We start from the raw sequence: 25,702 nt of genomic DNA, 5'->3' as shown, positions 1-25,702 counted from the left end.
GTCCGCAGGACCGCTGTTGCCAGGTTCCCTTATGCCCTTTTCCTCTCTTGCCGCCATTTCGCCATTCCACGGCTGGAGCGTTAGCGGAAGCCTGGAATATCAGGGGAAACGACCCGTACACCCTTGACCCGTACACCCCCTCTCCATCCGCGCAGCGGGTGTACGGGTCATGTCGTTTCCGCTGGATTTACGGGCTTTTGGGTGTACAGCCCTTTTGCCGTTCGCTGCAACGCCGTACGGATGCATCTTCCGCACCACCGCGAGGCACGAGCGGGTACCCGTACGGGTCCTCACATGTAGCGTCAGCGACGTCGGGCGCAGCCCGGTCCGCACCCCCTGGTGCATCCTGCTGCCGCAGGCGCATCAGGCCCGGCGCGCAGCGGTCCACCACTCCTCGCGACCTGTCGCGTCAGGCTGTGGAAAACTCTGCTGTCACAGCACTGCACTGATCTGTCGGTGCGCTCGTCGCACCGGCGTGCGGGCGCTCACTCCGGCTCCGTTTCGCGGTCGCGCCAGCACCTGTCGCACCGCGTCCGAGGCGGGCCCACACCGCTTCCTTGCCGGGGTCCGTTCCGGGCCGGCCGCCTGCCCCTCCTAGTGGCAGCTGCACCCCAGGATGAGCGACAGCGAGTCCTCGACGGCCACCGCCCGGCCTGTCCCTCGTGGACGCATCAGAAGAGGAGCTTTCCCGGGAAGCATGAAGCCTCCCTGGATCCAACGGGAGCCCCGCTTCCCAGCGTCACCGAGCCGCCCGGGTCTCCCACCAGGTGCAGCTTCCTGGAGAGGCTCACGGGTTCTTACCTTTGGACCCCCACCGCCCGTGAGCCTCTCCAGGAAGCGGAGTTTTTGCCCTTTCGCTCCATGCGGGGCCCTACTACCCGGTTCGCCTTTTCCCTCCGCTCTCCTTGCGGCCCCCGGGCGGGTCGGTGACGCCACAGGCGCAACCACGGCTGCTCCACCCTGCTCCGACAGCCCCTCCGTTCGCTCCGGCACTGCCTCGAGGTGTCGCAGGCGGGTGTTCCAGGTACCGGTCCGGGCCCGCATCGCTGGACCCCTTCTGGTCCCGGAGTGGACAGATCATTGCACCGGCATGGCCAGACAGGGACACAGACCAGACCCATACAAGACCCGAGAGAGTCCAGAAAGGCCATTCAGACCCCATTGAGTTCCGGAGGGCACTCCTCGGGGCCGCTTCGGGCGTCCTGCTGGTCCCATGATGGTCTCTTACAGGTCTGCTCTGGTCCGGCTCGCGACGGTGGACTGTTACTGGTCTCTTCGAGGGCGGTTCTGTGCTTTGTGTGGGACCACCGAGCGCCCTCCAATGTGCCGCGGCCTGATCGAGGTCTTCTGCTGGTCCGCAGCGGACCGCGTGCCGGTCCCGGGTGAGCCCTTGATGAGTCCTGTGTCTTCTGGTTCCTCGGCTGACCCGTGGTCTTCTGCGGGTCCTGCCGGCGGCTCCCACGGGCCCCGCCGCGGCCAGGGGTTGCTCACGGTGATGCAGGCCTGATCTGCTGGTGGCCTTTTGCTGGTCTTGGCGTGGTCCTTGCAGAGACCATTGAAAGACCAGTAGAATGATGGCTAATAAATGAGTCGAAAGGTCCCCGACTGGCAGTAGCGCCTCGGGGACCGCGCATGAGAGGGGGCCGCGATGACCGAGGACAGTGTCCATCAGCACGAGGGCGCAAGGGGGTGCTCGCAATGACCGATAAGGCCGAGCCGCGCCGTCTGCGCTGGAGCGTCCCGCGGGCCGACGAGTCGACGAACCGGTGGCTCGACGAGCAGTACGACATCTCGAGGTCGCTCCAGCTGTTGATCCGCGAGTCCATCCAGCGCGACGGCTACATCGACGTGGTCAACCGTCCCGTCGAGCAGCTTCCCCGGCGCGGCCGCCCGCCGCAGGGCGAGCAGGACCCTGGGCGCAGCGAGCCCCATGAAGGAGAGGAACGCGGCGATGACGGCCGTGACGGGAGTGAAAGCCAGCACGAGAGTCGCGAAAGCCGTGACGAGGCTGCCGTGCCTGTTGCTGTTCCTTCAGAGCCCGTGCAGCGCGTCGAGGCAGCCCAGGCTGTTCAGCCGCCGCCCACGCCTCCCGTCCGCGAGCCCCACCCTGTTCCCGTCGAGGAGCCTTCTGTCCCTTCGGGGCTGGACGCCTTCCTCACCCGCTGATCCGCACCGCACTTCCTGAGACACCGACTTCCTGACCGAGAGGGACACAACCATGAGCAACACCCGCACCGCCGAGAAGACCATCCAGCTCACCGGCGGCATCGACGTCGGCAACGGATACGTCAAGGGCGTCATCCGCGGCGAGGTCCACGGCAAGGAGGTCTTCGACACGATCGACCTTCCTTCGGCCGTGGTGAGCACCTCGCGCTCTACGCCCAAGGTGCCCGAGGCTGACTCGGATGCCTTCAAGATCGTGGTGGAGGACGACTTCTACAACCGCGTCGCCGCCTCGTTCACCACTCCCCTGATCGGGCACTCGGACCTGCGCACCTTCGGCCGCGCGGCACTGAGCACCCCGGGGTCGAAGTTCACGCAGTTCGAGGTCGTCGGATCCCGCTCGAAGGCTGACCAGGAACTGAGCTCGGTGCTTGTCCTGGGCGTCTTCGCCGCCAAGGCCCTGCGCGACTATGTCCGCGAGCACGGCGCGCTGCCGGACCGCGAGCTGCGTGCCTCAGTGCGCACGGGCCTCGCTCTGCCGATTGCCGAGTACGTGCAGCGCCGCAGCGCCTACGCTGCCCAGTTCGTGGGACTCCTGGGCGCGGCTGACCCCACGGTGCACCTGGTGACCGTGAAGAACTTCTCCACGCCGGTCACCGTGCGCCTGCAGTTTGAGGATGTGCAGGTCCTGCCCGAGGGCGCGTCCGCGCAGTTCGCGATCACCGACAAGGGCGCGCCGCTGGCGCAGGCTCTGCTGGACGATCTTCGGGCCTCGGACCCCGAGGAGGCCGCGCGCCTGCAGGGTGTCACCGCCGAGCTGCTGGTCGGTGTGCGCAACACCGTCGGCGTCGACGTCGGCGAGGGCACCGTGAACTTCCCCGTCTTCACCGACGGCGCGTTCAACTCCGAAGCGGCCAGCACGCTGGACCAGGGCTACGGCACCGCGCTGACGAACGCGCTGGACCGCATGAGCACCAGCGGGGACAAGGACCTGCGGTTCAAGAACCGCAAGGCGCTGGCCGACTTCCTGCAGCAGGAGCCCAGCGTATTCCTCCAGGGCAGGTTTGACCGCGCCAGGGGCTACGTCGACGAGGAGGCCGAGTACCTGGCCGAGGAGATCGGCGCACGCTTCGAGGACGTCCTCGCCGAGGTCGGCGGCACCACCGAGGTGGTGTACGTCTACGGCGGCGGTTCGGGTCCGATCAAGGAGATCCTGCGCCCTGTCCTGCAGAAGGCCGCCGGCGGCATCCCGGTGCTCTACCTCGACGCCGCGTACTCGCGCCACCTGAACCGCGAGGGCCTGTACCTGGCGGCGAAGGCCGTCGAGGTCCAGAAGCCCGAGGGCAAGCGCAGCAAGGCGGCTGCGTGATGAGCGTGGTTATGACCCTTCGACGTCAGCTTCGTGATGCCGCGTTGAAGGAGGGGCGCGACTATGTCGGATCGGAGTGCGCGGCTTCCTATTTGGGCTTCGCAGAGCAGACTCTGCGAGGCTGGCGGACGAAGCACCGCGGGCCACGATATCAGAAGGCGGGCGGCGAGATTCGGTATTACTTCACCGACATGGATGCTTGGCTGAACGACCAGTTTGTCGAGACGTCCGAATCTAGGTCGCATCGAAATGGCCGGTCAGTTCAGACCCCGGCGGCCAATGCCAGCGTCACCGCAGATTACGACTCGACCACGCCGGAGGTCGTAGTGCACAAGGGCGTCGAGCTCGGCGCTCACGTCATGCTCGACGAGGACGTCTACGACGGCACTAACGTGCCGCCTCGGGTCTACGTCTTCGAGGAGTATGACTCGGAGGCGACCGCCGGGTCGAACTGCACGCTCGTCAATGTGGCGAGCGGCGACTGGACGGTGCGCGGCATTGGCGAGCTGGTGCCGGTGGACGACGACCAGGAGAGCTGAGCCGTGGCTGCTCCGGTCAACTACTCCACGAAGATCTCGGCGGCGCAGACCGTCGCCGAGATGCAGGCGCTGCTCGCGCAGCACGGGGCCCGCCGGATCAGCGTCGACTACGACGCCTCTGGCGTGCCCAGTTCCCTGGACTTCCTGCTCGCGACGCCGCATGGCATGCGCGGCTTCTCTCTTCCAGCCAGCGTCGACCGCATGGAGGCGCTGCTGCAGAAGGAGGACGCTGCCGGCCGGCTGAAGGCGGGATCGCGCGCCGAGCGGACCAGCCGGGCCCAGGCTGAGCGTGTTGCGTGGCGCGTGATGAAGACCTGGCTCGAGGCGCAGCTCGCGCTTGTGGCCGCCGGGATGATCGACGTCGACCAGGCGCTGCTGGCGTTCCTGCAGGTCGATGCGGCGGGCCGGACGCTCTACGAGGTCTACAGGGAGCGTGAGGCGGCTGCTCTTGAGCTGACGCGCGGTGACTCGAACTGACCCGGGTCCGCGCGGGCGAAGAGCCCTTCCTGATCATCGAAAGAGGATCAGGAAGGGCTCTTCGCATCTCTCGTCATCAATGCCACGTCCTGTCTGAATGGCATTCGACATGCGAGAATTGACGTATACGAGTCGATGCTCCCTGTTATCGCGATAGAGCATCGACAGACGAGGCATGACGAGGAGATGCACCGATGACGATCGCACAGAGCCGGCCCGACGAGGGGTACACACCGTGACGGGCCCGGAGGTCGCCCTGTACGTGCTCGGTGTGGTGATCTTCCTGGCCGCGATCTTCGTCTCGATCGCGCTGCACGAGCTGGGGCACTTCTACTTCGCGAAGAAGTTCGGGTGCCGGGTGAGCCAGTACATGGTCGGCTTCGGCCCGACGGTCTGGTCCCTGAAGAAGGGCGAGACCGAGTACGGTATCAAGCTCATCCCGCTCGGCGGCTACGTGAAGATCATCGGCATGTTCCCGCCCGAGACGGACCGCGAGCAGCAGATTTCCCGCGGCGAGCAGGTGCCAGCAGATACAGCAGCCGCGCCGGCATACCAGGAAGCGCACAGCGACGTCCTCGTCGCAGCCAGCACCGCGACCCCGGACGCGCCCCTCACGCTGCGCAAGTCCAACACGGGCCTGTTCGCACAGATGGTCTCGTAGACCCGGGCGGCGGAGTTCGAGCTCGTCGAACCCGGCGACACTGACCGTCTGTTCTATAAGCTGCCCGCGGCGAAGAAGATCCGGGTGATGGTGGCGGGCCCCGGGGTGAACATCGCTTTGGCGTTCCTCTGCTTCCTCTGTGTCTATGGCATCTACGGCGTGCACTCGGTCGAGCCGACCGGCCGCCCTGCGGTTTCCGTCGTCTCCGACTGCGTGATCCCCCAGGACGCCAAGCGCACTGCGTGCCAAGACAGCGACCAGGTCTCCCCCGCCCGGGCGGCGGGGCTGCGTCCCGGCGATGTGGTCGTCAGCTTCAACAGCCAGCCAGTCACCTCGTGGTCACAGCTGTCGGACCTGATCCACGCCAACGGCGACAGCGTCGCTGCCATGGAGGTGGAGCGCGATGGTACGCAGGTGAAGCTCCAGGCCTCGCACACGATCGCCATGCCGCGGGACCTCGATGGTGACGGCCCGAAGCAGACTGCGACAGTGGGCTTCCTCGGTGTCGAGCCGGAGTCCCGCGAGGTGGTGACCAGGCACGGCCTGGTCTACACGATGGAGCGCATGGGCGAGATGACCGGGCACGCAGTGTCTTCCATCGTGCAGCTGCCCGCCCGCGTGTACAACGTCGCCCAGGCGATCTTCGGCCAGGGCGAGCGTGCCCAGGACGGACCCATGTCGGTCATCGGTGGATCCAGGCTCGCCGGCGAGGTCGCGGCATCTACCAAACCCGGCCTCGACATCGGCGGCAAGGCTGCGCTGCTCGGGCTGGTGGTCGGCTCGTTCAACCTCTTCATCGGGGTGTTCAACCTGATACCGCTGCTGCCGCTGGACGGCGGCCACATCGCGGGCAGCGCTTTTGAAGGGGCCAGGCGCTGCCTGGCACTGCGGTTCAGCCGACCTGATCCCGGTCACGTCAACGTCGCCAGGCAGCTGCCGGTCGCCTACGTGATCGGCTTGGCGATGCTGTCGATGAGCCTGGTGCTCATGGTCGGCGACATCGTCGTGCCGCTGAAGTCGGGGCTCTGACGGGACCCGCACCAGCCCTCGACGAGACCATCCACCGCCCAGTACCAGACCACACACCGATCAGAAGGGATGCAGACCCATGACCGACCACGACGAGACCCGGAAGAGTCCAGCAGGAGACCCGAACAAGACCAGTAAGAAGCCACAGAGCCTCGTCTCCCGGCTGCGGCAGATCTACGAGGACCGGCCGGTGGCTTTCGCCGTTGGTCTCATCGGCGTCTCGGCACTGCTGTTCCTGTGCGGCGGGATCCTCTCCGGTGACGTGCGCTTGCCCTTCAGCTCCGGCTGGTAGCCGGAGTATCCGGTCCGCGGGAGAAAGGAGTGACCAGAGAAAAAAGAGACCCCGCCGCCGGAGCTGATGCTCCTGACGGTGGGGTCTCTGCTGTAGTCCTGGTTCTCTGGTTCAGGCACGGTCGGGCCTGCGGATCACTTTGACCGGCAGCACTGCTTCCATGGCCATGAATTTGAGGAAGGCCTTCACGCAATCGGGACAGAGGAAGAACCACGGCTGGATGTAGTGGAATTTCAATGTCCGCCATACGTGGGCGGCCGGGTCGTAGTTGTCTGAATTTTCATGGGCAACATCCGACTCCGTCTCAACTCCACAGCGATCACACGAGGTGAGAGTTACCTGCCTGCTTCCCATCAGGTTCCTTTCTGAATTTTGCGACATGCGGCATGCTGATCAGTCGATGCCATGCTCGGCCGACAGGGCTGCGAGATCGTGGCTGAGATCTTCCATCGCGGCGATGGCAGCCATGGTGCACTGCTGGGTCGCAGGGCAGCAGAGCGAGCGGCGCAGACCTGCTCCGACGATCTCGACGGCCGGCATGTACTTGAAGAGCATGCGGTACATGCGCGAATCCTGGCCGTGACCGAGCTGGTGCCGGATCGAACCGGCGTTGTCCTTCAGGTCGCTGGCCTTGATGAGCAGCGCCCGGGAACCGGAGTTGGCAAGCCGCGTGAGGTGCTCCTCGTAGGAGGTGCTGCCGCCAGGAGTCGTCACCGCCCCAACGAGCACCGAGGCGCGCCGGCCGTACAGCCGCGCCAGGCAGCCCAGGGGATCCTCACCCGGCTGGCCGAAAGCAGCAAGCAGCTCTTTGCTGCAGTCCTCGACGACATTATGCAGCAGTGCTGCGGCAATCAGTTCAGCGTCGGTGACGCCCCAGCGCAGGAGGCGCAACGCCACGCGCAGCGGATGCTCGATGTACGGCACGCGAGGCATGTCTCCCCTGATGAAGCGGGTCTGCTTCCGGTGCAGGAACGAAGCCGTCGCAGCTGCGCGGGTCACGAGCTCCGTGTTCGTGGTGCCGGGCATGAGGTGTTGGATCTCCCGCTCGAGTTCGAACACGAGCATCGCAGGGTCCATTTGCTTGAGCGGGACACGCGTCGTGGTCAGGGTGGTCATGGCTCTTCCTTTGTTCGGGATGGTTCTCTTGCTGTTGCAAAACACCAGGCGCTGCCCCGCAGCGCGTGGACCCGCCTCAGAGACAGAGCAAGAGCCCCGGCCCCGCGCCGGAGCGCAGGAGCCGGGGCTCTGGTGGGATCAGGCAGGGCGACTGGTCATTGGTGCTGGCTGGGCTGGGTGTCGTTGTGACGGCGTAGCCGGGCAGCCCAGGTCTTCAGGCCCAGAAGTCCAGCAGCCCAGACTGCACCGGACAGGACCACGAGCACCACGCTCGCCGTCCAGTGGCCGGTCCAGGCGCTGGCTGCGATCGCGGGCAGCAGGGCGAGGACGTTCAGCACGATCCCCGTGACGAGGAGCGCCCTGCCGACACTCCGGAGGATCCGCTCGCGGCGGACGGTGGTCTGCATCGTGTCAGGCATGGTGGTTCACGCTCCTTCGTCGTTGGATTTGTTCTCTCAGAGCTCGATCCGCTTGCCGCGGGCGAGCTCGGCAGCGGGGATGCTCAGCCGGTAGCCGCCGACCGGGTAGCTGGGGTGGTCGCTGGCGACGACCGCGCAGTTCCACCAACCAGCGTGGCGCTTGCGAGGTCGGGGTTCTTCCTCGCCCTCGGTGCGGGCCTCGCCGCGGTATTCGATGGGCACCACGACGACGCGGTGGCCTGAGCCCCGCTCGGTGGCGTGCCAGGGCAGCTCGATGAGCAGGTCCTGGGGCCACTGCTCGATGGTGACCGGCAGCTTGGACAGTTCGTGGTTGGCCGAGCCCTCGGGCGACTGCGCGAGGCGCTGGGCCTCCTGCTCGGCGGTCTCGACGAATCCGATCTTCTCGAGGAAGGACATGGTGATCAGTGCTCCTGGTTCATGGGTCGGGAAGTCGACGGGTCAGCCTCAACGCTGGACTCGCCGCGGATGAGATCAGCCAGCGCCTGGGCGTAGGCGTCTTTGGCCCGTTCGATTGCAGCCTGCTCGTAGAGTGAGTGGATCTTCTCGCCGGCGGCGATGCGGTCCTCGACCTCGTCCATTGCTATGACGGCGGCGGCGAGCTGGACCCGGGCCTGAGCCTCGGCACGCCGCAGCTCCGGGTAGAAGGCCTTGCTCGTGGCGAGCCGGTGGACGGCCGCAACGCGTTGAGCTTCAGCGTCGAGGTCGGGCTCGGAAGTGGTGGCAGTGGACACGGTGATCCCCTCCTGTTTGATGAAGTCGTTTGTTCGATGCGGACCTGTATCAGCTGCGCTGGTTCCTCAGCCCTCTGCCAGACGGCGGGCGGCCGCCTGGAAGTCCGCGAAGGTAGTCTCGGCGCGTTCTGCCCGTGTTCCGTCCGCCGTGAACGCCGTGCCGCACCATCCGGTGACGTAGCGCTGGCACAGCTCGCGGTCGGCCTGGCGGGCCTGCTCGTCGTAGACGGGCGCGCTGATGACCAGCACATCAGAGCCGAAGTCGAACGGCAGCGCGTCCTGCATGGGTGCGGCGATGGTGCTCATGGCGGTTCTCCTCGGAATCCTGTGGGGCACGGCGCTGCACTGCAGGCCGTCCTTCGTCGATGACTCCTCCGTGACAGCTCTGCTGTCACCTCCACCGGCTGCATCTGCAAAAACGAAGAAGAAGAACAACAAGAAGGTTCCAACCCCGCGGCGGCAAAGCGCGAATGATCCGCAGCATCGGCACAACCCCTCCACGACCCTGGGATAGGCTTTCGGCGGAGTTCAAAATTCAACAAAGGGAGAGATTCGTGGCGGGAAGCGCGGTCTATGGCAAGGGCTACTACGCAGGCAAGCAGGATGCCCGTACAGAGGACCTGATCGCCGCGGGGGTCTTGGCGGCTGCAGGTCTGGTCATTGCAGGTGGCGTCAAGGTTTACCGGAAAGTCAAAGAGGCCCACGCAACCCGGCTGGAACAGCGGCTGAAGGACATCGACGACGGAGGTAACTCCGAAGATTCCGGCCAGCAGTAAACCATGGACACAAAAAAAAGAGACCCCACCGCCGGAGCACGCGCTCCGGCGGTGGGGTCTTCTTCAGGCGAACGTCCTGTCCGCAGCGAAGTGCTCGTGCACGGCCTCGCGGGCGGCGGGGTATTCGTCGTAGGGATCCGGGTAAGCGGCATCGAACCGGGCAGCGGTGGTGATGCCCTGGAATCGGAGCAATTCCAGGAGATCCGGCAGGTCCTGTGCACGACCGGAGAACTCCGCGGTGTCCGCGGCGATGATCTTGGCGCGGGTCAGCGTGGGGACACTGGCCAGCTGAAGCCTGATGCACTCGTACGCTGTGTCGTCGTCGATCCAGCGCGCCTGGTATATCGAGGCCACCAGCTCAGTGTCGTCGCCGTCCATCACGTTGTCGTTGTTGATCCAGTCGCGCTCCAGGTTCAGTTCGTCGGCCACCTCATGGATTGCCGCCATGACCTCTGGCGCGAAATCACCGGTGACGCTGTCGATGTCGACGGTGAATGCCCGGTCCGCAGCACGGATGCCGTACTTCATGAGCGCGAAGCCGCCGATCGCACGGATCTGCACCGGGGCGTCCAGCCCCAGGCGCTTCAGCTTTCCGTCGAGCGCCTCGAGCGCCCGCTCCAGCTGGGCCAGGCTGCACTTGTGGTCGTCGTTGCTCATCGTGCTGCTCCTTCTGGTCGGGAAGGAGCGGGTGTCTCCTTCGAGTCCAGATCCGGATCGGCTGTGCCGATCTGACGAGCCGCCAGGAAAGAGACGAGCCCGGCACCAGGGGCTCTCCCCCGTGCCGGGCTCTGTTCAGGCTCAGTGCATGCGTTCGATGCGCGTGGATCCGGACCCGTCCTGCAGGCCGGTGGCGCAGTCGTACCAGAAGCCGTTGGGCAGGCGGACCAGCGTGTGCGCGTCACGTCCCGGCCAGTTGCCGGCAGCTGCGATCGCGGGTACCGCCCGGCGGTCCATCACGCTGCTCACCCCCAGCTCCTCCACGACCTGCGGGTCGCGGACGTACTTCGTGGTGGAGCCATTGCGGGGATCGCACGGGACCTGTTTCATCCAGGCGGGGTGGTCGAGGACCCTCTTGACGAGGACCTTGTCGCCGACCTGGAGTTCGTCCAGCTCAGAGGGTGCTGTAGGGATGGGCATGTGGTTCTCCTGGTTCGTAGTCTGTAAGTGCAGCAGCTCAGCCGCGGCCGATGGAGGAGCACTGTGAGTGCGCACCGGCATGCTGTGCCACGGCGTTGTCAGCCGCCGTGCGGTACTCGGGGATCCGCTGGGGCTCCGACTCGCCCTTGGGGAACCAGGGCATGGCGTAGCCGTCGGTGACCTGCTGTCGCGCGGCGTCGTTGTGGGCCGGTGTGATGACGTAGGCGAGAGAACGGCCATAACGGTCAGTTCTGTCTGCCCCGGGGTCGAACTCGATGGTCACTGGCATGCCCTGCGGCAGGATGCCGCCAAGATGATCAGTAGCGGCTCTCGCGCCGCACTCGGGCCCGGCATCCTTGTGATAGTTCATTTCGGGCGCGTCGATGCCCAGGAGCCTGACTGTGTGCTCGGGGATCCCGAGATGCTTGTCGGTCGCCTCGAGCAGGCCGGCCACCGGCAGCACGGCGACGGTGTCGCCGTCGATGACACGGATGACTTTGGTCTCCACGCTCGCCGGTTTGCCAGAGGACACCTGTCCCGGGTCCTGGGCTGCCGCAGTGCTGGTGGACGGCGTACCCGGGACGCCGGGGGCCTTCGGCAGGTCCTCGCAGCCGGTCAGCGTGACGATACAGAGCACGGCGGCGATGAGGCCGCCGAAGACAGATCCGGAGGGGGTGCGCTTCATGGTGGGGTTCCTTGCTGGAGGGGTCGTCGGGCGCTCTGGCCGGGGTGGCAGGCGTGCTTCTCCACGGGCACGCCCGAGCCAGCTGTGCTGGCTGTTCCGGAAAGAGAAAGACAGGACCCCCGGCCCTGAGCGATGCGCTCGGTGCCAGGGGTCCTGTGAGAGAGATCAGTTGCCTGCCGCGACGGATCCGGAGTCGATGGGTTCGACGACGAAGACGCCGTCGGGCTCGCCCGTGAGCTCAGCAGCGAGCCGGCTCAGTGACTGGGCGTGGTCGAGCCTGGTACCGGCCCAGATGCGCCGGCCAGCGTCGAAGTGCTCGGCGGCTTTCCTGGTCTCCTGTTCGGCACCGAGCGAGGCGATGTGTGCGAGCTTGCGGCGCACGTCCGGGCTGAGCACGCGGATCAATGCGCTGCGTCCCTTGTGCGTCATGCCGAGCAGCATGCCGTTGCTGATGGGTCCGGTGTACATGGCGGTTTCCTTGCTGGTCAGGGTTGTTCCGGTCCGCGGGCGACGAGCACGAGGCGCGAGCCGCGGACGAGGTGGGCCTCACCGCCGACGGTGAGGATGTGGACAGTGCTGCCCACCGAGGGCCGCACTTGCTCGACGACGGCTGTGCCGCCATCCAGATCAGGGTTCAGGTCGCGCAGCGCGACCCGGTCGCCCCGGCGCAGCATCCGGGCGCTCTTGCCGCCGAGGATGCGGTGGCGCTCGGTCGAGCGCAACAGAGCCTCCTGGACCGCAGGACCGCCGTCTTTGACGATGTCGAGGAAGGCGGGGGTGATGGTGTCGGTCATGGCAGTGCCCTCCTGGCTGGTGCAGCTGGTGCAGCTGATGAATCGCGCGGGCCTGTACGACCCTGGGTTTGTGGCGCTCACGGGGATCGAACCCGTGACCTCTCGTGCGTCGCCCTGCAACGGGCCTGTTGCCTGGGTCTGCCCGACCAGGGATTGATGCGGAATCGAACCGCGGGCAGTCAGAACGCCGAGTGCTCTGCCGCTGAGCTAGAGCGCCGTGGGCCGGTTCCGGGAAGGAGCCGGCGAGGGGTTGTGACGAAAGGGACGAGGAGCCGTTCGCCACTCACTTCCAGGTCGGTGCCCGCAGGGAGTCCGGAGCCGTGCAGCCGTCGCACGGCCTGGCCGCTGGCGCGAGGTGGTGCTCGACGAGATGGGACAGGAACCGGACTCCGACCTCGACGTCCGTCGTGAACGACTCGTCATCGGCCGTGCCGACGATCTGCGCGGAGGCGACCGTCGAGTCGATGTCCAGGTCGATGACCAGATGCAGGGCGAGGCCCGGCGCGGGGCCGATCAGCTCGACGAGCACCTGGTAGTCCGGCTCGCACGAGTGCGAGACCCAGCCGACGTGGCGCTCGAGCTCGTCGGCGTCGTCGGCGGCGTTCAGCTCCTGGCAGACCGCTGTGACGGCGGACAGGAAGCCGGTGAGGGTGTGGTCGTGGTTGCGGTGATGACGGTGCTGCACGGAGGTCGACATGGCCCCTCCTCGGTTGATGGGCGGTGATCAGCGGATCTCGGAGTAGCCGCACTCCGGGCAAGTGTGGGTGCAGGCGCAACCGCGCCGGCCGGCCCGTTCGCGGGCCGTGGCGGGGGCGTCGGACTCCATCGGCGCGCCATCGTTGGGGCAGCTGAGACCAGACATGGCGGACCTCCAGTGAAGTGTGGCAGGACGGGGACGTTGTCCTTCGTCGTCAGATCCGGATCGGCTGTGCCGATCCCCTCCACGCCCGGCCAGGAACGAAACCTGAACAAAAAGACAGCGCCCCGCCACGCCGCTGCTGCCGGGAGGGCAGGGCAGGGCGCGCGGGGCGCTGGTGGGGCCGGACCCATGGAGGGATCGAACCGCTCTGCACGGAAGCTCTCAGCGCCGGATCCCGACGGCGGCCTTGCACCGCTTGGTGAGGACCAGGAACTGGAAGAAGGCGACGGCAGCCGACTCACCGAGGAAGTAGTGCACTTCTTCGATCGTCATCCCACTGGGGTCGAAGTCGACGATCTGGGGATATGCCTCGGCGAGGATCCGCGCCGCCCTGGGAAGCCCGGCAGCCGGCTGGACCTCGGCGGCGGGCTCGAGCTGCTGGACCAGGCTCATTCCGGGTCCTCCAGGTCCATCCGCCCGGTGACGGTGCGGAAGCGCTCCACGGGGCGGGTGCCGCCGTGATCGGCGACGAAGACCTGGCTGGCGTGAAGGCGCAGCTTCTGGATGACGGCAGTGACGACGTCGTCGACCATGGCCTCGACATCCGGTCCGGGGTGGTCGGTGATCACCGAGCCGACGACGGCGGTGAGCCCTGCGTGCAGGGCCTGGTCGTGATCGGTGGCCTCGACGTTCGCGTCGGCGACGATCTGCATGGCGGAACTCCTTCTCTTGGCTGATGACGTTGGGGGCAGGGCAGGGCGGCGGCCAGCGAAAGCAGATCCCCGTCCGAGCAGCGCGAGGCTCCTCGGACGGGGACTGTCGGCGTGCGTGACCCGCCTATTCGGTTGTTATTCAGTTGTGGGTTGTGCTGGGTGCGGGCCGCGCTTCTCAGGAGAAGGGCAGCTCCTCGCTGTGGACGGCGCTGGCGACGGCCGGCTGCGGTGCGGCAGCGGCTGCGACGGGAGCCGGAGCCGGCTGGGTCTGCAGGGCCTGGTTCTGCGCCTCGGCGGCAGCGACGCGCTCGTTCACGCGGGCCTGGGTCACCGAGCGGGGCTCAAGGAACGTGATGTCCTCGACGACTGCCTTGAGCTCGAAGACCTCGACGCCGTTCTTGGTGTAGCGGTCCTGGCGCAGCTTGAGGTTCACGGCCACGAGGTCACCCTTGTGGATGCTCGCGAACGGGCCGATGCCGTTGGTGGTCGCGCGCACGAAAGCCTCGACCGGCACAGCGTCAGCGCCGCGGTTGCCCTGGCTGTCGGTGTAGTTGTGGTCGGCCATCAGGGTGAACGCGACCTTCTTGGAGCCGTCCTGATTGTTGAAGACGACCGGGTCCTTGGTCAGGCGGCCGATGACGGTGGCGGAGTTGCGGGGGTTCGACATGAGTGTTTCTCCTCGTTGTGCACGAAACGCGCGGGCAGTGTCCCTGCTCCGCGCGCGATGGTGAGTTGAAGTGTTCGGTTGTCTCTCAGACCCCCATCCGGATCAGCTGTGCTGATCAGACGATGATCTTTCGAATGAAGACTCGGATCAGCTGTGCTGATCGAGCGCTCCTCAGTGCTCCTTCCGGATCAACTGCGTTGATCCCAGATGCCCTTGCATCACGGGTCCCGCATCAGCTGCGCTGATCGAACCCGGTACGCCCGGCCCCAGGCCAGCCCGGTGCTGCCCCCAGATCCCAGAGTTCAGCCTCGATCTGATCGGCCGCGGCCACGTCTCCGCTCTCGCAGGCCCGCCGGTAGTCCTCCTCCAGGTACGCGATCTGCCCGTCCCGGTTCGGGAACCGTCGCCGGAACAGCAACCAGCCCAGCCACGCGAGGCAGATCATGAAGGCAAGAGTGGCGATGAGGACTCCGGCGCTCTCGATGATGTTGTCCATGGCGTTTCTCCTGTCTGCTTCAGATTCGCAACCGCCGGCGGACCAGGTCCACGAGCGTCGGGTCCGGTGTATGCCCCTGGGCCTGCTGCAGCTGCAGCCAGGCGAGGACGTTCTGCGTGTCCTGGGCCTCGAGCTGGCGGCGCGCGACCTCCAGCTGTTCCTCGCCGAGGGCGAGCATACGTCCCTGGAGCTGTTCGATCTTCTCGAGGTGGCCGGTGCTCAGCTTCAGGATGCTCAGCGCATGGGTGTCCGCGGCCATCAGAGCGTCACCTCGACTTCGTGGGCGGTGGAGGCGAACGGGCCGACGGTCACGGAGCGCATGATGCGCACGAGCCCCGCCTCCTGCAGGCGCTCGGCCAAGCCAGTGTGTTCCGACCAGTCCTTGATGAACACTCGCCCCGGGCCGGCTACGAGGCCATATGCCTCGAGGTTCACCGAGATGCGCTCGGGGGCCTCCTCGGTCAGGAGTACGAGGCTGCGCTGGGCGTCAGCGTGCTGCAGGGTGCCCGTGAGCTCGATGACGCCGAAGTCGACGGCGACGCTGTGCTTGATGACGGGCGGTGCGATGGTCTGGTCCATGGTTCTTCTCGCTTTCGATGCCTGCACGGGCAGGTGAATGGTTGTTGACCCCGGGCCGCCGTGGCTTCGTTGCCGGGCTGCGGCAGGAACGGTGTGTCCGGCGCTTCTCGCGACGGCCCGGGGCTGTTCGTGGTGCGGCGGTGGGCCGCATGAAGTCTTGACCCAGCCCCGCAGGAGGCCAGGGGCCGGAAGGGGTCTCTTTAGATTCCCCGGCGGGCCCAGTCGTAGACCTCGGCGGGACCGCGACGGGACCTCGCGGAGCCCCGGCCCTGCCCCTGGATGAGACGAAGGGTCGGGCGGGCGGGGGGTACAGGAATGGGAACGAGTGGGCTGTTTGCCTCCTCGGCCTGCGGCTGCTGTGCTGCCGCCTTGTCTGTATGTCTGCGCCGGAGCGCAGCCTCGGCCTCGGCGTAGAGGCAGATGAGCCCGAGCACAAAGACGGCGAGGAGCACGATGAGGGCCCAGCTCTGCAGTGGTGTCATGGGCATGAGCGGGACGCTCCTTCGCTGGTCGATGGTTCAGTCGATGGGTCCCCCGGCGCAGCTGCGCTGCGTCGCTGTATCCCTGCCCCGGGTCAGGCGGCCCGGCGGGCAACGGTGTGCCCACAGGCCAGGTGGGCGATGTCGTAGAGCGGGGCCGGGCCCCAGGCGGCCTTCCAGTCCGCGGGCAGCGACAGCGGCCGTCGTGCGCAGGACGACGTCCTGCGGCATGCCAGGGATGCCGCCCTAGACGTCGGGGACCGGATCGTCCCCGGGGGTGCAGCCGCCGCGCCACTCCTGTTCGGGCAGGAGCGCAGCGGCGGCCTGCAGTTGGATCTGCTGTGCGATGGCGTCCGACGGAGGTGCGTCGTCGATGACGTCATGGAGGGGGCGGGCGATCGTCATGATGGAGTCCTTCGGTCTGTGTGCGGTCAGTGGGATGAGCGGGATGGCAGCCACCCGCGCCAGGGCCGCCGGCTCAGCCCACGGCGAGCTGCGTCGCCCGCGACCAGCTGCCCATCCGGAACCGGATGGTGGCCGCCGGCGGAACATGGGTCCGGCAGATGCCGTCGGTGCGCCAGGCCTCGTAGGCGAGCACGGCGATGGAGCCGGTCTTGATCCAGCACTCGCGCAGGGCGTCGAGGATCATCTCCTCGGTCCACTTCGTGGTCGCGCCCTGGAAGTGCAGCGGCTGCTCGGTGGTATTCAGGCCCGCTCTCTCCAGGGCTGCATTCCAGGAGCCGAACCGGCGCTCCAGCAGCGGCGCGGATGGTTCGTCGTCGTGTCTGCGGCGGATGTAGTCGTTGCGCGGGAGGCTGTCCCGGTCCGCGGCGCAGCGCAGGAGCGCGTCGACCATCTGCTGTTCGGTGTAGGTCTGGACAGGCCCTTGGAAGGCTCGGGCCGGCTCTGCGGGGTCGAATGCCGTGCAGGCGTAGCCGTTTCCGGCCAGCGCGTGGGAAATTGTGTGCTCCGAGATCCAGTGATCGTCCGTGTGCGGATCGGGGTTCTCGCACTGGACGCCGCCGCTCTCGTGGTGCTGGCACGGCAGGTGCTCCTGCACCTGCGGGTCCGCGATCTGGCAGCGCGGCATCAGGTCCGTCGGCACAGTCGTCCGGGTCATTGGCAGTCCCTCTCTCGCTCGGCGTCGTCCGGGCACGGCAAGCCGTCCCGACCCGGCCCACTCAGGGACCGGTGACGCGCTCGGGACGCGTCGAGCACCCGTCCGGATCAACTCCGTTGATCCCTCCCAGCCCAGCTGCCCCCTGGCGATACCAGGCATCGCCAGGGCCTGGCGCAGACCTTCTGTCAGCCGTCTTTTGTGTCGTTCTTCGCGCATCAACCGATAGACCATTCGATTGATCTATCGGATAAGATGTACTGAAAGACCAGTCGGATGCGGGCTCTGTGCCATCCGGCGCAGACATCGACCCGACAGGAGAGGCCATGGCGATGAAGACCCCGATGACGAGGAAGGCTGCATTGTCCGCCGCCGCACTGGCGGTGCTGGGCAGCCTGCTCGCCGGATGCTCCGCCGGCTCAGAGACGGCGCAGCCGTCGCCGAGTCCGAGCACCAGCGCGGCGAAGGTGACCAGCGAGGACCTCGGCAAGGCGCTGGACCGGCTCGTGTTCCAGGGCACCGGGGCCAAGAGCACCGACGGCGGCGCGTGCCTGGTCCGCGCCGTCCAGGACAAGAAGCTCTCGGACGCCGCGCAGGCCTACATCGTGGGCAAGGGCAGCGACGACATCGCCGCGGTGGCAAGTGGCCTGCGCGAGGTCAGCGCGATGGACGCCGCGATCATGCTCTCCCCCGAGCTGCGCGGCAAGTTCGACGCTTGCGTCGACGCGGTGATCCCGCCGACCCCGGCCCCGGGTGCCACGACCAGCAAGGACGGCAAGGACGGCAAGGACGGCAAGGATCAGGTCTACGTGCCGCCGAAGCAGGGACAGGAGCTCCCCCAGGCCCGGCAACCGGATCTCACGCCGAAGTTCCCGGTGCCGCAGGGCACGAGCATCAACTCCTCGTCGCAGCTGACCGCGGGGCTCGTTTCGACGTTCTCCTCCTATGCGCTGAACGAGGATCAGAAGAAGACCTACGCAGCCTCGGGCGCTTGCCTGGCGGGCGTCGTCTTCCAGGCGGGGTTCTCGCAGGAGACGCTGCGCTTCCTCGCCGGCGGCGCACCGATAGGGGCCGGATCGATCTCGGACTTCCTGCCGAAGGACGAGGACAAGAAGATCTGGAAGTCGAAGGACTTCACCTCGGCACTCGTGGACTGCACTGCCAGCGCAAAGGTCTGAGGCTCATCCATCGCGGGTTTTCGTCATGCCGTTGACTGGCTTCTACCGATCACAGCACTTCGATGGCGACGTCGGCACTAGAGCCGTTTTGGCTGCGCATTGCCGAGGTGCGCGCGCACCACGGCAATGTCTCTCGGCGGGTCGCGCCGGATCCGCTTCGACTTGACGATGAACGCGGACTTCTCGATCACAACGAGCTTCAATCCATGTTCGGGGATAAGAAGGCGCTTGCGTTCGTCGTAGAGGCGACGTTGCTCGCCGCGACCGACACCAGAGACGGTCTGCCGTCGATCGAAGAACGGCGACGGCTTCGAATGCTGCTCCTCCTGGAACTCGACGACGAGCTTGAGATCGGACCAAAAGCCGTCCACGGGTAGCTTGGTGCCGAGGGGTCGCAAAGGGGACGGGTCGCCGCGGAGCCAATCGAACGTCGCTTGGCGACAGCTGCTCATGCCAAGGACGCCATCGCACAGGTCAAGCACGTAGTGCTCATCGGACGCAGTGCGGTCGACCATGCCGTGATTCTTGCAGAGTTCAGCCGAGAGGCCCATGCTTCATAGGTTCAAGAACGACGTTTGGTCCGCTCTGAGAGCTTAGGATCTCGGAACCAGGCTGATTCGGTCAGTGCCGGCGGCGGCCTGATACGGCCCGGTGCCAGTATTCCGCTTCTGCACTTGCCAGAATCTCGTAGATCTCCTCGACCACGAACTTGCCCAAATAAGGGCGTTCCTCGGCGCTCAAAGTTCCCAGAGACACCAGTGCAGCCGACAACAGCACATCGTCCTCAATCGAAGGCTCAACCCATTCCCGCACGCCATCAGCGGCGAGGTCCTCCCAGACATATGGCGAGGTTGCTATGGCCTCCCTGACCGCGGCGAGTCGCATCCTTACGTCTCCGCTGCGGGACCGCGTGTAGAGACGGATCTGGTATTCATCCGAGGCCGGGGGCACAAGGGGTGCCCCCCCCCCGGCGACCGAATGCTGCGCAGCAATGACCTGGTACCGGGCCCGGGCAGGGTGTCGGTCATGGAGGTCCTGGCGTATTTCCCTGATGCGGTGCCCGGGGCGCAATGTTGCAATTCCAGGGGTGCGGTTGTCCCGCCTATTCGTGTTGTGTGGTGCCATGACCTGTCCCGACAATCGGCCGACGGAGCTCCCCTCCTCCATGGTAGGCCTGGCTCGGATGGAGGTTGAAGGACCATGGAACAAGGCGGCTGGGTATACCGGAACGAGCTTGATCGTCCCTGCGGTTTTCCACATACGCCAGGACTCCCCTACCTGCAGTCGGCAACCGATGCTGCACTGGAGGCATGCTCAGCTACGAAGACATCATTCTGCTCGGCGAGGAACGGGTCTTGGTCATCCAGGAACACGAAGAGGGCCGTTGCTGGTGCGGCCAGACCTGGCAATGACCACAGACATCCCGGTCGGGCACGCGGAGCCAGGGTGTCTTGGTTTGCGAAAACACACATATGACTTCTCATTGACGTAACCACCGGGTAGTGTCCAGCCCGGCATATCCCCAGCAAATGGACTATTGCCTGGCCGTCAAAAGGAGACCAAGTGCACCAGGACGAATACAAGACCCTCGTTGCTTTGCTTGCGGAGCGCAACAAATGGCGGGCTGCGTACTACAGGGCCTGCTTGCAGGACGTCGGCGACGATGATGAGGATCAGGCCAACAGCAAGGCCGAGGCCTACTACCGGATTCAGACCGCCGAACAGGACATTCAGTACCAGGCGGCGAAGATTCTGGGCGAGGACCAGAGAAGCAACCTGGACAGGTTGCTGGGTTATGACTTTGAGCAAAGCACTCCATGGAACGTGGGTGAATGGGCATCCGGGGACAACCCGGTAGAGGGCGGCCGTGTTCCCGTACTGCCGTATCTGCTGGCCGGCGACTTCGTGGATGCGTGCGGAACCGTTGTTGTGCGCTCAATCAGTGGGTTCCACTCCGGAGACGTGCTGATGCGCAGCGGCTTCCATCCCCAGGCCTTCAGGTACCGCCATCCGGACAAGTACCTTGTGCCACACATGCTCTGGCAGCTGGGCACGGGCGAGTGGATCGGCATCGACGGCGTGAGCGTGGGCTATGGCGGCCATGGCCCAGGCTATGCGGAAAAGGCACTCCGCAGTGCCGGTCTGTCGGAGCCCGTGGCAGCCTGCATCGTTGACTCCCGCTTCTGCGACGTCAGTGCCCTGGACACGGCCGACCCTGCATGGGACACCAGCGCCCGGTGGCCCGTGGAGCCCCGGCAGATGCCCGAGCTCAGGGAAGACGGCACTCTCGTCGTTCACACAGGTGAACGCCTTGACAGCCTGTCCACCTCCCACGGTCTCCGGTTGAAGGACAATGCCCCCGACCCGGACGAAAGCGGCTTCTACCCGTCGACCCACGAGGTGGACAGCGTGACCGCATGGTTCAACTTCCTCGATCAGTCCCCCGAGGCGTTGCCCTCATGGGCCCGGGGCGAGCGGACCATCTCCTTCTTGTTGGATGACCATTCGGCCGGAGAGCACGGCTACGTCAAGGGTGGGAGCAGGAACGGCTCCAGAGTCCAGTCGTTCCCTTCCGTCGTGGTAGTGCAGGGAGCTGTCCAGGTATGGGGGCATTACTATCACCGGGATCAGCTTCGGCCGCTGGATCCCCAGGTCCGGGAACTCGCCGCATCCGCCGGCTACACCGGCGAGGTCCCTTTTGTCGAAGGGGAGCCGTACACCTTTTTTGAAAAGGTCGGGAGGTTCTTCAAACCTGAGCGGGAGTACACCGGCGTCCGGACGGCGCTGGTCAAGGAAGCTGAGTGAACGGCCTCCTGGCCGCCTGGAAGGATCTCCGTTTCACCTACCTGACGTCGAGCCTTCTGCTGGCCCTGCCGTTTGCGCCGGCTGCCCTGGCCCAGGGGTTCCAGGCCGGACGGCAGACCGGAGCTGGTGTTCTTGCGGAATGGGTTCTGGGTGCGGTCGTGACGGTCCTGCATATAGGGCTGTTCCCCTTGGCGCGGGAACTTTACTTCAGGGCCACGGCCCCGATAGCGCGCGGATTGAGCGGGTTCATTCTCGCGGGGCCGCTCCTCATTGCTCACATGATCGGAAAAGTCCTCGTCTATATCGTCCTGAGCATACTGAGCATGCCTCTCGGCCTGCTCGGCCTCATCATTCTTGGTCTGAAGGCCCGAAGGCCTCGCAGCACCTGAACCTTGCAAGGTTGACTGCCTGACAGCGAAGAACCCCACCCGGCTGTAGCCGGGTGGGGTTCTTTTTTGTTTTGATGCCGCTACGCTTCAGATCTCTCGGTGCGGATGACGATCGCGCGGGATTCTTCCGGGATTTTCTCCTTGGCCGCGGCCAGGGCCGTGTCATAGTCGGGACCCGTGGCAGTGACATAGGTCAGTCCGCCCTGGGCATCTTCAACGGTCAGCGTAATTTCCACAGGTTCGAGCATAATGCCGGCGTGGTTTCCATCCCGCCCAGGTCGAACCATTTGTGGGGCGGCCCCGGCATCGGGGCCGAATGACCCGGGGCCGCCCACTTTAGGGGACACGCGATCAGGCGCTGACCGGGTGACGCAGATGACTCTACCTCTCTGCCTAACCTCTCCGCAAAGGTCTGTCACAAGTCATTGCCCAATCATTCGTGACAGGCATTCGAATAACGTTAGAATGGACTCGTACATCAGTCGAATATGACAGGAGAGGCCAGACATGACCGTCGTCGACGAGCCGAAGGCTGCGCCTCCCGCTGCGCGGGTTGCGACCAGGTCCGGTGGACCGAGCACCGACCAGAACGGCAGCGACCGCAGGGAGCGGGTCTTTACCCGCCTGTCCTCGGACGAGAAGCAGCGGGCGGAGTACTGGGCGCAGCGGCGCGGCTACCCCTCCGCCAACGAGTACTACGCCGAGGCGATCGCCGAGAAGATCCGGCGCGAGAATCTCGACTTCGACATCCCTGATCTGCTCACCGCGCGCATCAACCAGGTCGTCGACGAGCTCAAGGCGCTTTCGACGAACAACGCCAACCTCGAGCGGGTCGTGACCATGGGCTTCGATTCCCTGCTCGGGCTGACCAGGGGCGACAACTATCTGCTGGACGAGGAGAACGGGGAGCTGACGTGAGCCAGGGTCTGAACGAGATCATGCCGTCCACCGACGAGCTGATGGACGTCGATACGTCCTTCCTCGATGCGTACCGGACCGGCGGGAGCGAGGGCTTGAATCGGGCCCAGGAACGGGCACAGCCGGCGGAGCCGGAGCAGGACACGCCGGAGAAGGATGAGGCCCCGCAGCAGAGCGCCGAGAACCTTGACCGGGACACCGGTGCCGGACAGCGGGGAGGCTCGGGAGCAGGCAGCACCACTCCCCCGGCCCAGAGCGACGCGGTCGCCGTGGACACAGCAGCGATGCCGCAGGTGCACGACGATGTTGACGCCGAAGCGCACCCCGCGGCCCTCCCGGTGTCGCCGCAGGAAGATGCCAACCTCATCCCGCCCGTGCCGCTCCAGCACACCGACCATCAGGAGGCCGTGCAGTCTGCGGCGGCCAGGGGCGGCTCCGGCGGAGGGGATGAAGGCAGCGAGTCGTTGCCACAGAGCGGCTTCCGGCTCGAGGGCGTGAAGAGCCAGCCTGCCGTCCGGGCCCTGCCCGAGGCCATCGTCGGCGCGCTGCGGGAGCAGCTGCGCTCAGCGGCCGTCCGTGAGCTCGGTGTCGGCGACACGGCAGCCCGCGAGTTCGCCGAGCGGTTGAGCCAGGCAAGCCTGGTCACGGCCTTTCTGCTGGCACAGCTCGACCTTGGACTGGCGACCGATGCCGCCACCCGGCGCGCGGCGCAGCTGTTCCGCTCCCGTGATCCGCTGCTGGGCAGCATCGCGGCGCGCATGGAAGCCCTGGAGCGGAGGGGCCGTGAGCAGACACAGGGCCTGGCCGCGCTGCACGGGCAGCTGGGTGAGGTAAAGGAGACCAGCGCGGCGATCGAGCAGGCAGTCGCATACTCGATCGCGGACCGCACGAGCAACTTCCTGCGCGGCTCGCACGATGTCCACGACGCTCCGATCACGCACAAGGACGCGGTCTTCGTCCGGGACCGGGTGCGGGAGGCGACGAAGAAGCAGGCGAACCTCGAGCGCGAGCGGGAAGGGCGGCCGATCCGATGAGCGCCGTGACGCACCGGAGTACAGCGGGTGCGTCTCCGCGAACCGTAAAAAGGGCTTGTGACGGGACAATTTGTCGAATCGGTGAACTTTGCCCGACGATCAGGGCATGGAAACTGCTGCCGGGTCCGATCCGAACTTCAGCCGCGTCGGAGCAATCGCGCTCGACACAAACATCTTCGCCGAAGCGCCCGGCATGGAAACACTGAGGTCTCTTTGTTCCCGCGCTGATAAGCACGGGCGCATTGAAATCTGGGTAACGGACACCGTTATCTGGGAATGGGGCCAGCACCTACACGGCCACCACGTATCACTCCGGGCTGCGACAAAGAAGCTTCACAGTGCCGGGTTTTCGGTGGAGGTCCCGGATGAAAAGACAGCCAAAGACATCGCGCTGGACCTGAGCGGGGTCATCACATCCTTGGGGTCCAGCATCCGTGTCCTCAGTACCGCAGATTTTGCCCATGAAGCTCTTCGTGACCAGATCCTGCTGGAAGGACCGGCCAAACGAAAGAGTGAGGTGAAAACCGGCGCAGCCGACAGTGCTCACCTCCGGGCGTACATCCATGAGGGGCGAAGCCGGGACCTGGAGTATGTAGTTGTCTCGGCAGATAAGGACACGCGCAACGCCTATCAGCAGTGGCTCGGGACCGAAGGTCCCCACATCTTCAGCGATCTCAGGAGGGCCACCGAAAAGATATTTGGTTCAGTTCCAAGTGATGCCGACGGGCTCAGCTTGGCTCTGCGGCTTGCCTACGAGGGCAATGTTCTGTTGCGGGACGTCACGATCAGCGAAGGGAATATGGGTGACTGGGAGGATCTGGTACCCGACGATATTTCCTCCCTTTCGTTCGACGTCGATGCCGCCTCGGCCAAACTCGTCGGCCTCAACCACACCAAGCAGGACGTCACTGCATTGACGTTCACGGCCTCCTATCTTGCGGAGGTGAGGATCGCAGGTCTTCTGGAATCTCCGTGGAGCCGTGGAAGCACCAGGACGCAGGAAGCAACTGTTCCAAGGGCCCTTCTGCGAGCGGATATTTCCCTGCCCGCCGGTCCACGTCAGCTGAGGATGCGCTGGTGACAAATTGCTATGTCGATGCAGGTGGAAGTGGTTGGAGGGAGCAAAGTGACGCGCTGGACAACGTCATGGATGCTCTTACTCTGGTCCCGGGGGTCACCGTCGAACTTGATGGTCTGGCGTCTTGGCCGGAACAGAGGAGGAGTCAATCCTCCAATCTGCTGGTAGACGTTGCCGGGGTCCCCTTGGATCTCACCATTTACGGCAGTTACTTCGGCAACTGGGAGTTGACGGCTTCGTATGGCGAGCGGAAGGTCATGCTGAAATGCGACGACCTTGGGGTTGGCTTTACCGATCCGGAAGGCGACGGCATCCCCGAGTACTACGACATCACTGCATTCGGCAGCGAAGCGTGGTCAGGGAACGCGGAGTTCGCAATCAATGAAATGCTGTTTGAGGCCCGACGCGCAGAGTTGACAGGCAGTGCCAACGATACTGAAGAAGAATCGCCGCAGTGAATGCGGCTCTCCGGCGCGTCGGAATGGCGAAACCGGCCGTCCCGTGAACCTGGGCCGCTGACCTGCGCCCCTCTGTAGTCGAACCCATCAGCCCGGTGCCATCAGGCAACGGGCTGATTTCATTCAAGAGGCCGCAGGAGGCCCACGGCCGGCGGAGCTAGGACCGGACGGCGAGCCGGCCTTCCTTCATGTCGTCGCGCAGCTGCGACAGCATGTACCAGTGCGCGCCCTTGGGCTTGAGTGAGATGTAGTGCTCGTGCTGCTTGCCATCCTGCTCCCAATCCAGGACCATCTCCGGACGGCGCAGCAGGCCCTGGTATTCGTCGACGTCGGCACGGATTTCCACGCGCACACGTTCGTCCGCAGGTGGCACCAGCAGCACCGCGACGTCGCCCTCGTAGCTCAGTGAGACTTCCTGGGCGAGGAGCCGCCGTACGTCGGCCGTGCAGATCTCTCCGCGGGCGACGTCGAAGACGTTCTTGCCGTGCGTGGCGCTCTCCCAGGCGTCGATGCACTCGATCAGCATCGAGCACCCTTGGGCGATACGGATGATGTCCGCCTCGTCCGGCGGCCAGCTGCCCTCCTGCATCTCGATGAGCATGCTGCTGAAGTCCTGTGGTGTGCGCAGGAAAGCGTGGTCGAGGGCCATGGGATTCGTGCTCCTGGGTCGGGCGTGAGCGGGTGGCGACTCTATAGACGTTACCTCGATCCGGGGTCGCCGTG

The 25,702-nt window shown here is 65.7% G+C and carries 40 protein-coding genes and 1 tRNA gene; 15 read left to right on the top strand and 26 right to left on the bottom strand.

Translation table 11 applies throughout. The annotated features are described in order from the left end of the window. Nucleotides 1–1,698 precede the first annotated feature (1,698 nt). From PUN71_RS13785 to PUN71_RS13755, 7 genes are all read left to right on the top strand, one after another. Nucleotides 1,699–2,166, top strand: a complete 468-nt coding sequence (locus tag PUN71_RS13785) for a hypothetical protein (RefSeq protein WP_277798869.1) — start codon at nt 1,699–1,701, stop codon at nt 2,164–2,166. Between the two features lie 52 nt (nt 2,167–2,218). Continuing rightward, the gene (locus tag PUN71_RS13780; RefSeq protein ID WP_277798868.1) at nt 2,219–3,532 is read left to right on the top strand and encodes a hypothetical protein; all 1,314 of its coding nucleotides are present in this window, start codon (nt 2,219–2,221) and stop codon (nt 3,530–3,532) included. Continuing rightward, nucleotides 3,532–4,071 carry a helix-turn-helix domain-containing protein gene (locus PUN71_RS13775; protein ID WP_277798867.1) on the top strand — a complete coding sequence of 180 codons (540 nt, stop codon included), beginning with the start codon at nt 3,532–3,534 and terminating at the stop codon, nt 4,069–4,071. Before PUN71_RS13780 ends, PUN71_RS13775 begins: the two co-directional genes overlap by 1 nt. Before the next feature lie 3 nt (nt 4,072–4,074). After that, entirely contained in the window at nt 4,075–4,548 is a 474-nt protein-coding gene (locus PUN71_RS13770) for a hypothetical protein (protein ID WP_277798866.1), read from the top strand. A 235-nt stretch (nt 4,549–4,783) separates the two neighbouring features. Beyond that, nucleotides 4,784–5,209 (top strand): site-2 protease family protein, encoded by a 426-nt coding sequence (locus PUN71_RS23185; RefSeq protein ID WP_502860699.1) that lies wholly within the window; start codon nt 4,784–4,786, stop codon nt 5,207–5,209. A gap of 48 nt (nt 5,210–5,257) precedes the next feature. After that, nucleotides 5,258–6,238, top strand: a complete 981-nt coding sequence (locus PUN71_RS13760) for a site-2 protease family protein (protein ID WP_349361812.1) — start codon at nt 5,258–5,260, stop codon at nt 6,236–6,238. A gap of 79 nt (nt 6,239–6,317) precedes the next feature. Next, entirely contained in the window at nt 6,318–6,530 is a 213-nt protein-coding gene (locus tag PUN71_RS13755; RefSeq protein ID WP_142938850.1) for a hypothetical protein, read from the top strand. 111 nt (nt 6,531–6,641) lie between these two features. Here PUN71_RS13755 and PUN71_RS13750 read toward each other — a convergent pair whose 3' ends face one another. The 6 genes from PUN71_RS13750 to PUN71_RS13725 all read right to left on the bottom strand — a co-directional run bounded on the left by PUN71_RS13750 (nt 6,642) and on the right by PUN71_RS13725 (nt 9,123). Then, nucleotides 6,642–6,884 carry a hypothetical protein gene (locus PUN71_RS13750; protein WP_277798865.1) on the bottom strand — a complete coding sequence of 81 codons (243 nt, stop codon included), beginning with the start codon at nt 6,882–6,884 and terminating at the stop codon, nt 6,642–6,644. 39 nt (nt 6,885–6,923) lie between these two features. Beyond that, nucleotides 6,924–7,646 carry a hypothetical protein gene (locus PUN71_RS13745; protein WP_277798864.1) on the bottom strand — a complete coding sequence of 241 codons (723 nt, stop codon included), beginning with the start codon at nt 7,644–7,646 and terminating at the stop codon, nt 6,924–6,926. A 155-nt stretch (nt 7,647–7,801) separates the two neighbouring features. After that, complete coding sequence (locus tag PUN71_RS13740; RefSeq protein ID WP_277798863.1) at nt 7,802–8,065, bottom strand: hypothetical protein; 264 nt, start codon at nt 8,063–8,065, stop codon at nt 7,802–7,804. Nucleotides 8,066–8,101: 36 nt separating this feature from the next. Continuing rightward, nucleotides 8,102–8,482 (bottom strand): hypothetical protein, encoded by a 381-nt coding sequence (locus PUN71_RS13735; protein ID WP_021473549.1) that lies wholly within the window; start codon nt 8,480–8,482, stop codon nt 8,102–8,104. A gap of 5 nt (nt 8,483–8,487) precedes the next feature. Further along, entirely contained in the window at nt 8,488–8,817 is a 330-nt protein-coding gene (locus PUN71_RS13730; protein ID WP_277798862.1) for a hypothetical protein, read from the bottom strand. A 66-nt stretch (nt 8,818–8,883) separates the two neighbouring features. Further along, on the bottom strand, nt 8,884–9,123 hold the full coding sequence (locus PUN71_RS13725; RefSeq protein WP_277798861.1) for a hypothetical protein: 240 nt from the start codon (nt 9,121–9,123) through the stop codon (nt 8,884–8,886). Nucleotides 9,124–9,371: 248 nt separating this feature from the next. On the opposite strand from PUN71_RS13725, the gene PUN71_RS13720 reads away from it, so the two are divergent. Beyond that, on the top strand, nt 9,372–9,593 hold the full coding sequence (locus PUN71_RS13720; protein ID WP_142938845.1) for a hypothetical protein: 222 nt from the start codon (nt 9,372–9,374) through the stop codon (nt 9,591–9,593). Nucleotides 9,594–9,656: 63 nt separating this feature from the next. Here the strand turns inward: PUN71_RS13720 and PUN71_RS13715 are convergent, their stop codons facing one another. The 16 genes from PUN71_RS13715 to PUN71_RS13640 form a co-directional block, all read right to left on the bottom strand. Continuing rightward, on the bottom strand, nt 9,657–10,250 hold the full coding sequence (locus tag PUN71_RS13715) for a hypothetical protein (protein WP_166187750.1): 594 nt from the start codon (nt 10,248–10,250) through the stop codon (nt 9,657–9,659). Nucleotides 10,251–10,391: 141 nt separating this feature from the next. After that, on the bottom strand, nt 10,392–10,730 hold the full coding sequence (locus PUN71_RS13710; protein WP_166187748.1) for a hypothetical protein: 339 nt from the start codon (nt 10,728–10,730) through the stop codon (nt 10,392–10,394). A 37-nt stretch (nt 10,731–10,767) separates the two neighbouring features. Further along, a complete protein-coding gene (locus PUN71_RS13705) occupies nt 10,768–11,415 on the bottom strand; it encodes a thermonuclease family protein (RefSeq protein ID WP_277798860.1) in 648 nt (215 codons plus the stop codon). A gap of 165 nt (nt 11,416–11,580) precedes the next feature. After that, on the bottom strand, nt 11,581–11,883 hold the full coding sequence (locus PUN71_RS13700; protein ID WP_277798859.1) for a hypothetical protein: 303 nt from the start codon (nt 11,881–11,883) through the stop codon (nt 11,581–11,583). 17 nt (nt 11,884–11,900) lie between these two features. Next, entirely contained in the window at nt 11,901–12,209 is a 309-nt protein-coding gene (locus PUN71_RS13695) for a hypothetical protein (protein WP_071416397.1), read from the bottom strand. A gap of 71 nt (nt 12,210–12,280) precedes the next feature. Beyond that, nucleotides 12,281–12,426: transfer RNA gene (locus PUN71_RS13690), tRNA-OTHER, on the bottom strand. A 66-nt stretch (nt 12,427–12,492) separates the two neighbouring features. Continuing rightward, on the bottom strand, nt 12,493–12,906 hold the full coding sequence (locus PUN71_RS13685) for a hypothetical protein (RefSeq protein ID WP_277798858.1): 414 nt from the start codon (nt 12,904–12,906) through the stop codon (nt 12,493–12,495). A gap of 384 nt (nt 12,907–13,290) precedes the next feature. After that, on the bottom strand, nt 13,291–13,521 hold the full coding sequence (locus PUN71_RS13680; protein WP_277798857.1) for a hypothetical protein: 231 nt from the start codon (nt 13,519–13,521) through the stop codon (nt 13,291–13,293). Continuing rightward, entirely contained in the window at nt 13,518–13,781 is a 264-nt protein-coding gene (locus tag PUN71_RS13675) for a hypothetical protein (RefSeq protein ID WP_277798856.1), read from the bottom strand. Before PUN71_RS13675 ends, PUN71_RS13680 begins: the two co-directional genes overlap by 4 nt. A gap of 175 nt (nt 13,782–13,956) precedes the next feature. Beyond that, a complete protein-coding gene (locus PUN71_RS13670) occupies nt 13,957–14,448 on the bottom strand; it encodes a single-stranded DNA-binding protein (RefSeq protein WP_021473537.1) in 492 nt (163 codons plus the stop codon). Between the two features lie 232 nt (nt 14,449–14,680). Continuing rightward, nucleotides 14,681–14,944, bottom strand: coding sequence for a hypothetical protein (locus PUN71_RS13665; protein WP_257370978.1), 264 nt, complete (start codon nt 14,942–14,944; stop codon nt 14,681–14,683). Nucleotides 14,945–14,963: 19 nt separating this feature from the next. Further along, the gene (locus PUN71_RS13660) at nt 14,964–15,203 is read right to left on the bottom strand and encodes a hypothetical protein (RefSeq protein WP_071416392.1); all 240 of its coding nucleotides are present in this window, start codon (nt 15,201–15,203) and stop codon (nt 14,964–14,966) included. After that, nucleotides 15,203–15,550: a hypothetical protein gene (locus tag PUN71_RS13655; protein WP_277798855.1), complete on the bottom strand. Its 348-nt coding sequence runs from the start codon at nt 15,548–15,550 to the stop codon at nt 15,203–15,205. Before PUN71_RS13655 ends, PUN71_RS13660 begins: the two co-directional genes overlap by 1 nt. Nucleotides 15,551–15,723: 173 nt before the next feature. Then, nucleotides 15,724–16,011, bottom strand: coding sequence for a hypothetical protein (locus tag PUN71_RS13650; RefSeq protein WP_277798854.1), 288 nt, complete (start codon nt 16,009–16,011; stop codon nt 15,724–15,726). A 237-nt stretch (nt 16,012–16,248) separates the two neighbouring features. Beyond that, nucleotides 16,249–16,407 carry a hypothetical protein gene (locus tag PUN71_RS13645; protein WP_277798853.1) on the bottom strand — a complete coding sequence of 53 codons (159 nt, stop codon included), beginning with the start codon at nt 16,405–16,407 and terminating at the stop codon, nt 16,249–16,251. A gap of 73 nt (nt 16,408–16,480) precedes the next feature. After that, nucleotides 16,481–17,122, bottom strand: coding sequence for a homing endonuclease associated repeat-containing protein (locus PUN71_RS13640; RefSeq protein WP_277798852.1), 642 nt, complete (start codon nt 17,120–17,122; stop codon nt 16,481–16,483). A 329-nt stretch (nt 17,123–17,451) separates the two neighbouring features. Between PUN71_RS13640 and PUN71_RS13635 the strand changes: the two genes are divergently transcribed. After that, on the top strand, nt 17,452–18,297 hold the full coding sequence (locus PUN71_RS13635; protein WP_283532406.1) for a hypothetical protein: 846 nt from the start codon (nt 17,452–17,454) through the stop codon (nt 18,295–18,297). 77 nt (nt 18,298–18,374) lie between these two features. Here PUN71_RS13635 and PUN71_RS13630 read toward each other — a convergent pair whose 3' ends face one another. Next, nucleotides 18,375–18,812 carry a hypothetical protein gene (locus tag PUN71_RS13630; RefSeq protein WP_277798850.1) on the bottom strand — a complete coding sequence of 146 codons (438 nt, stop codon included), beginning with the start codon at nt 18,810–18,812 and terminating at the stop codon, nt 18,375–18,377. Between the two features lie 106 nt (nt 18,813–18,918). Beyond that, entirely contained in the window at nt 18,919–19,248 is a 330-nt protein-coding gene (locus PUN71_RS13625; protein WP_277798849.1) for a hypothetical protein, read from the bottom strand. Nucleotides 19,249–19,860: 612 nt separating this feature from the next. On the opposite strand from PUN71_RS13625, the gene PUN71_RS13620 reads away from it, so the two are divergent. Both PUN71_RS13620 and PUN71_RS13615 read left to right on the top strand, forming a co-directional pair. Then, nucleotides 19,861–21,102: a hypothetical protein gene (locus PUN71_RS13620; RefSeq protein ID WP_277798848.1), complete on the top strand. Its 1,242-nt coding sequence runs from the start codon at nt 19,861–19,863 to the stop codon at nt 21,100–21,102. Then, nucleotides 21,099–21,491 (top strand): hypothetical protein, encoded by a 393-nt coding sequence (locus tag PUN71_RS13615; RefSeq protein ID WP_277798847.1) that lies wholly within the window; start codon nt 21,099–21,101, stop codon nt 21,489–21,491. Before PUN71_RS13620 ends, PUN71_RS13615 begins: the two co-directional genes overlap by 4 nt. An 80-nt stretch (nt 21,492–21,571) precedes the next feature. On the opposite strand, the gene PUN71_RS13610 is transcribed toward PUN71_RS13615, so the two are convergent. Continuing rightward, nucleotides 21,572–21,727, bottom strand: a complete 156-nt coding sequence (locus PUN71_RS13610; RefSeq protein WP_225496619.1) for a hypothetical protein — start codon at nt 21,725–21,727, stop codon at nt 21,572–21,574. Between the two features lie 271 nt (nt 21,728–21,998). On the opposite strand from PUN71_RS13610, the gene PUN71_RS13605 reads away from it, so the two are divergent. The 4 genes from PUN71_RS13605 (at nt 21,999) to PUN71_RS13590 (ending at nt 24,979) form a co-directional block, all read left to right on the top strand. Beyond that, a complete protein-coding gene (locus tag PUN71_RS13605; protein ID WP_202979319.1) occupies nt 21,999–22,409 on the top strand; it encodes a hypothetical protein in 411 nt (136 codons plus the stop codon). Then, on the top strand, nt 22,406–23,443 hold the full coding sequence (locus PUN71_RS13600) for a hypothetical protein (protein WP_277798846.1): 1,038 nt from the start codon (nt 22,406–22,408) through the stop codon (nt 23,441–23,443). The genes PUN71_RS13605 and PUN71_RS13600 overlap by 4 nt, the downstream gene beginning before the upstream one ends. Before the next feature lie 106 nt (nt 23,444–23,549). After that, nucleotides 23,550–24,524 (top strand): hypothetical protein, encoded by a 975-nt coding sequence (locus tag PUN71_RS13595; protein WP_277798845.1) that lies wholly within the window; start codon nt 23,550–23,552, stop codon nt 24,522–24,524. 65 nt (nt 24,525–24,589) lie between these two features. Next, nucleotides 24,590–24,979 carry a hypothetical protein gene (locus PUN71_RS13590; RefSeq protein ID WP_277798844.1) on the top strand — a complete coding sequence of 130 codons (390 nt, stop codon included), beginning with the start codon at nt 24,590–24,592 and terminating at the stop codon, nt 24,977–24,979. Nucleotides 24,980–25,136: 157 nt separating this feature from the next. Here PUN71_RS13590 and PUN71_RS13585 read toward each other — a convergent pair whose 3' ends face one another. Continuing rightward, a complete protein-coding gene (locus tag PUN71_RS13585; protein WP_142938827.1) occupies nt 25,137–25,628 on the bottom strand; it encodes a hypothetical protein in 492 nt (163 codons plus the stop codon). Between the last annotated feature and the right edge of the window lie 74 nt (nt 25,629–25,702).

It is taken from the genome of Arthrobacter sp. NQ7 (genome assembly GCF_029581595.2).
GTDB classification, from domain to species: domain Bacteria; phylum Actinomycetota; class Actinomycetes; order Actinomycetales; family Micrococcaceae; genus Arthrobacter; species Arthrobacter phenanthrenivorans_B.
Note: the sequence above shows the minus strand (reverse complement) of the source record. Positions and strands in the feature narration are given on the sequence as shown.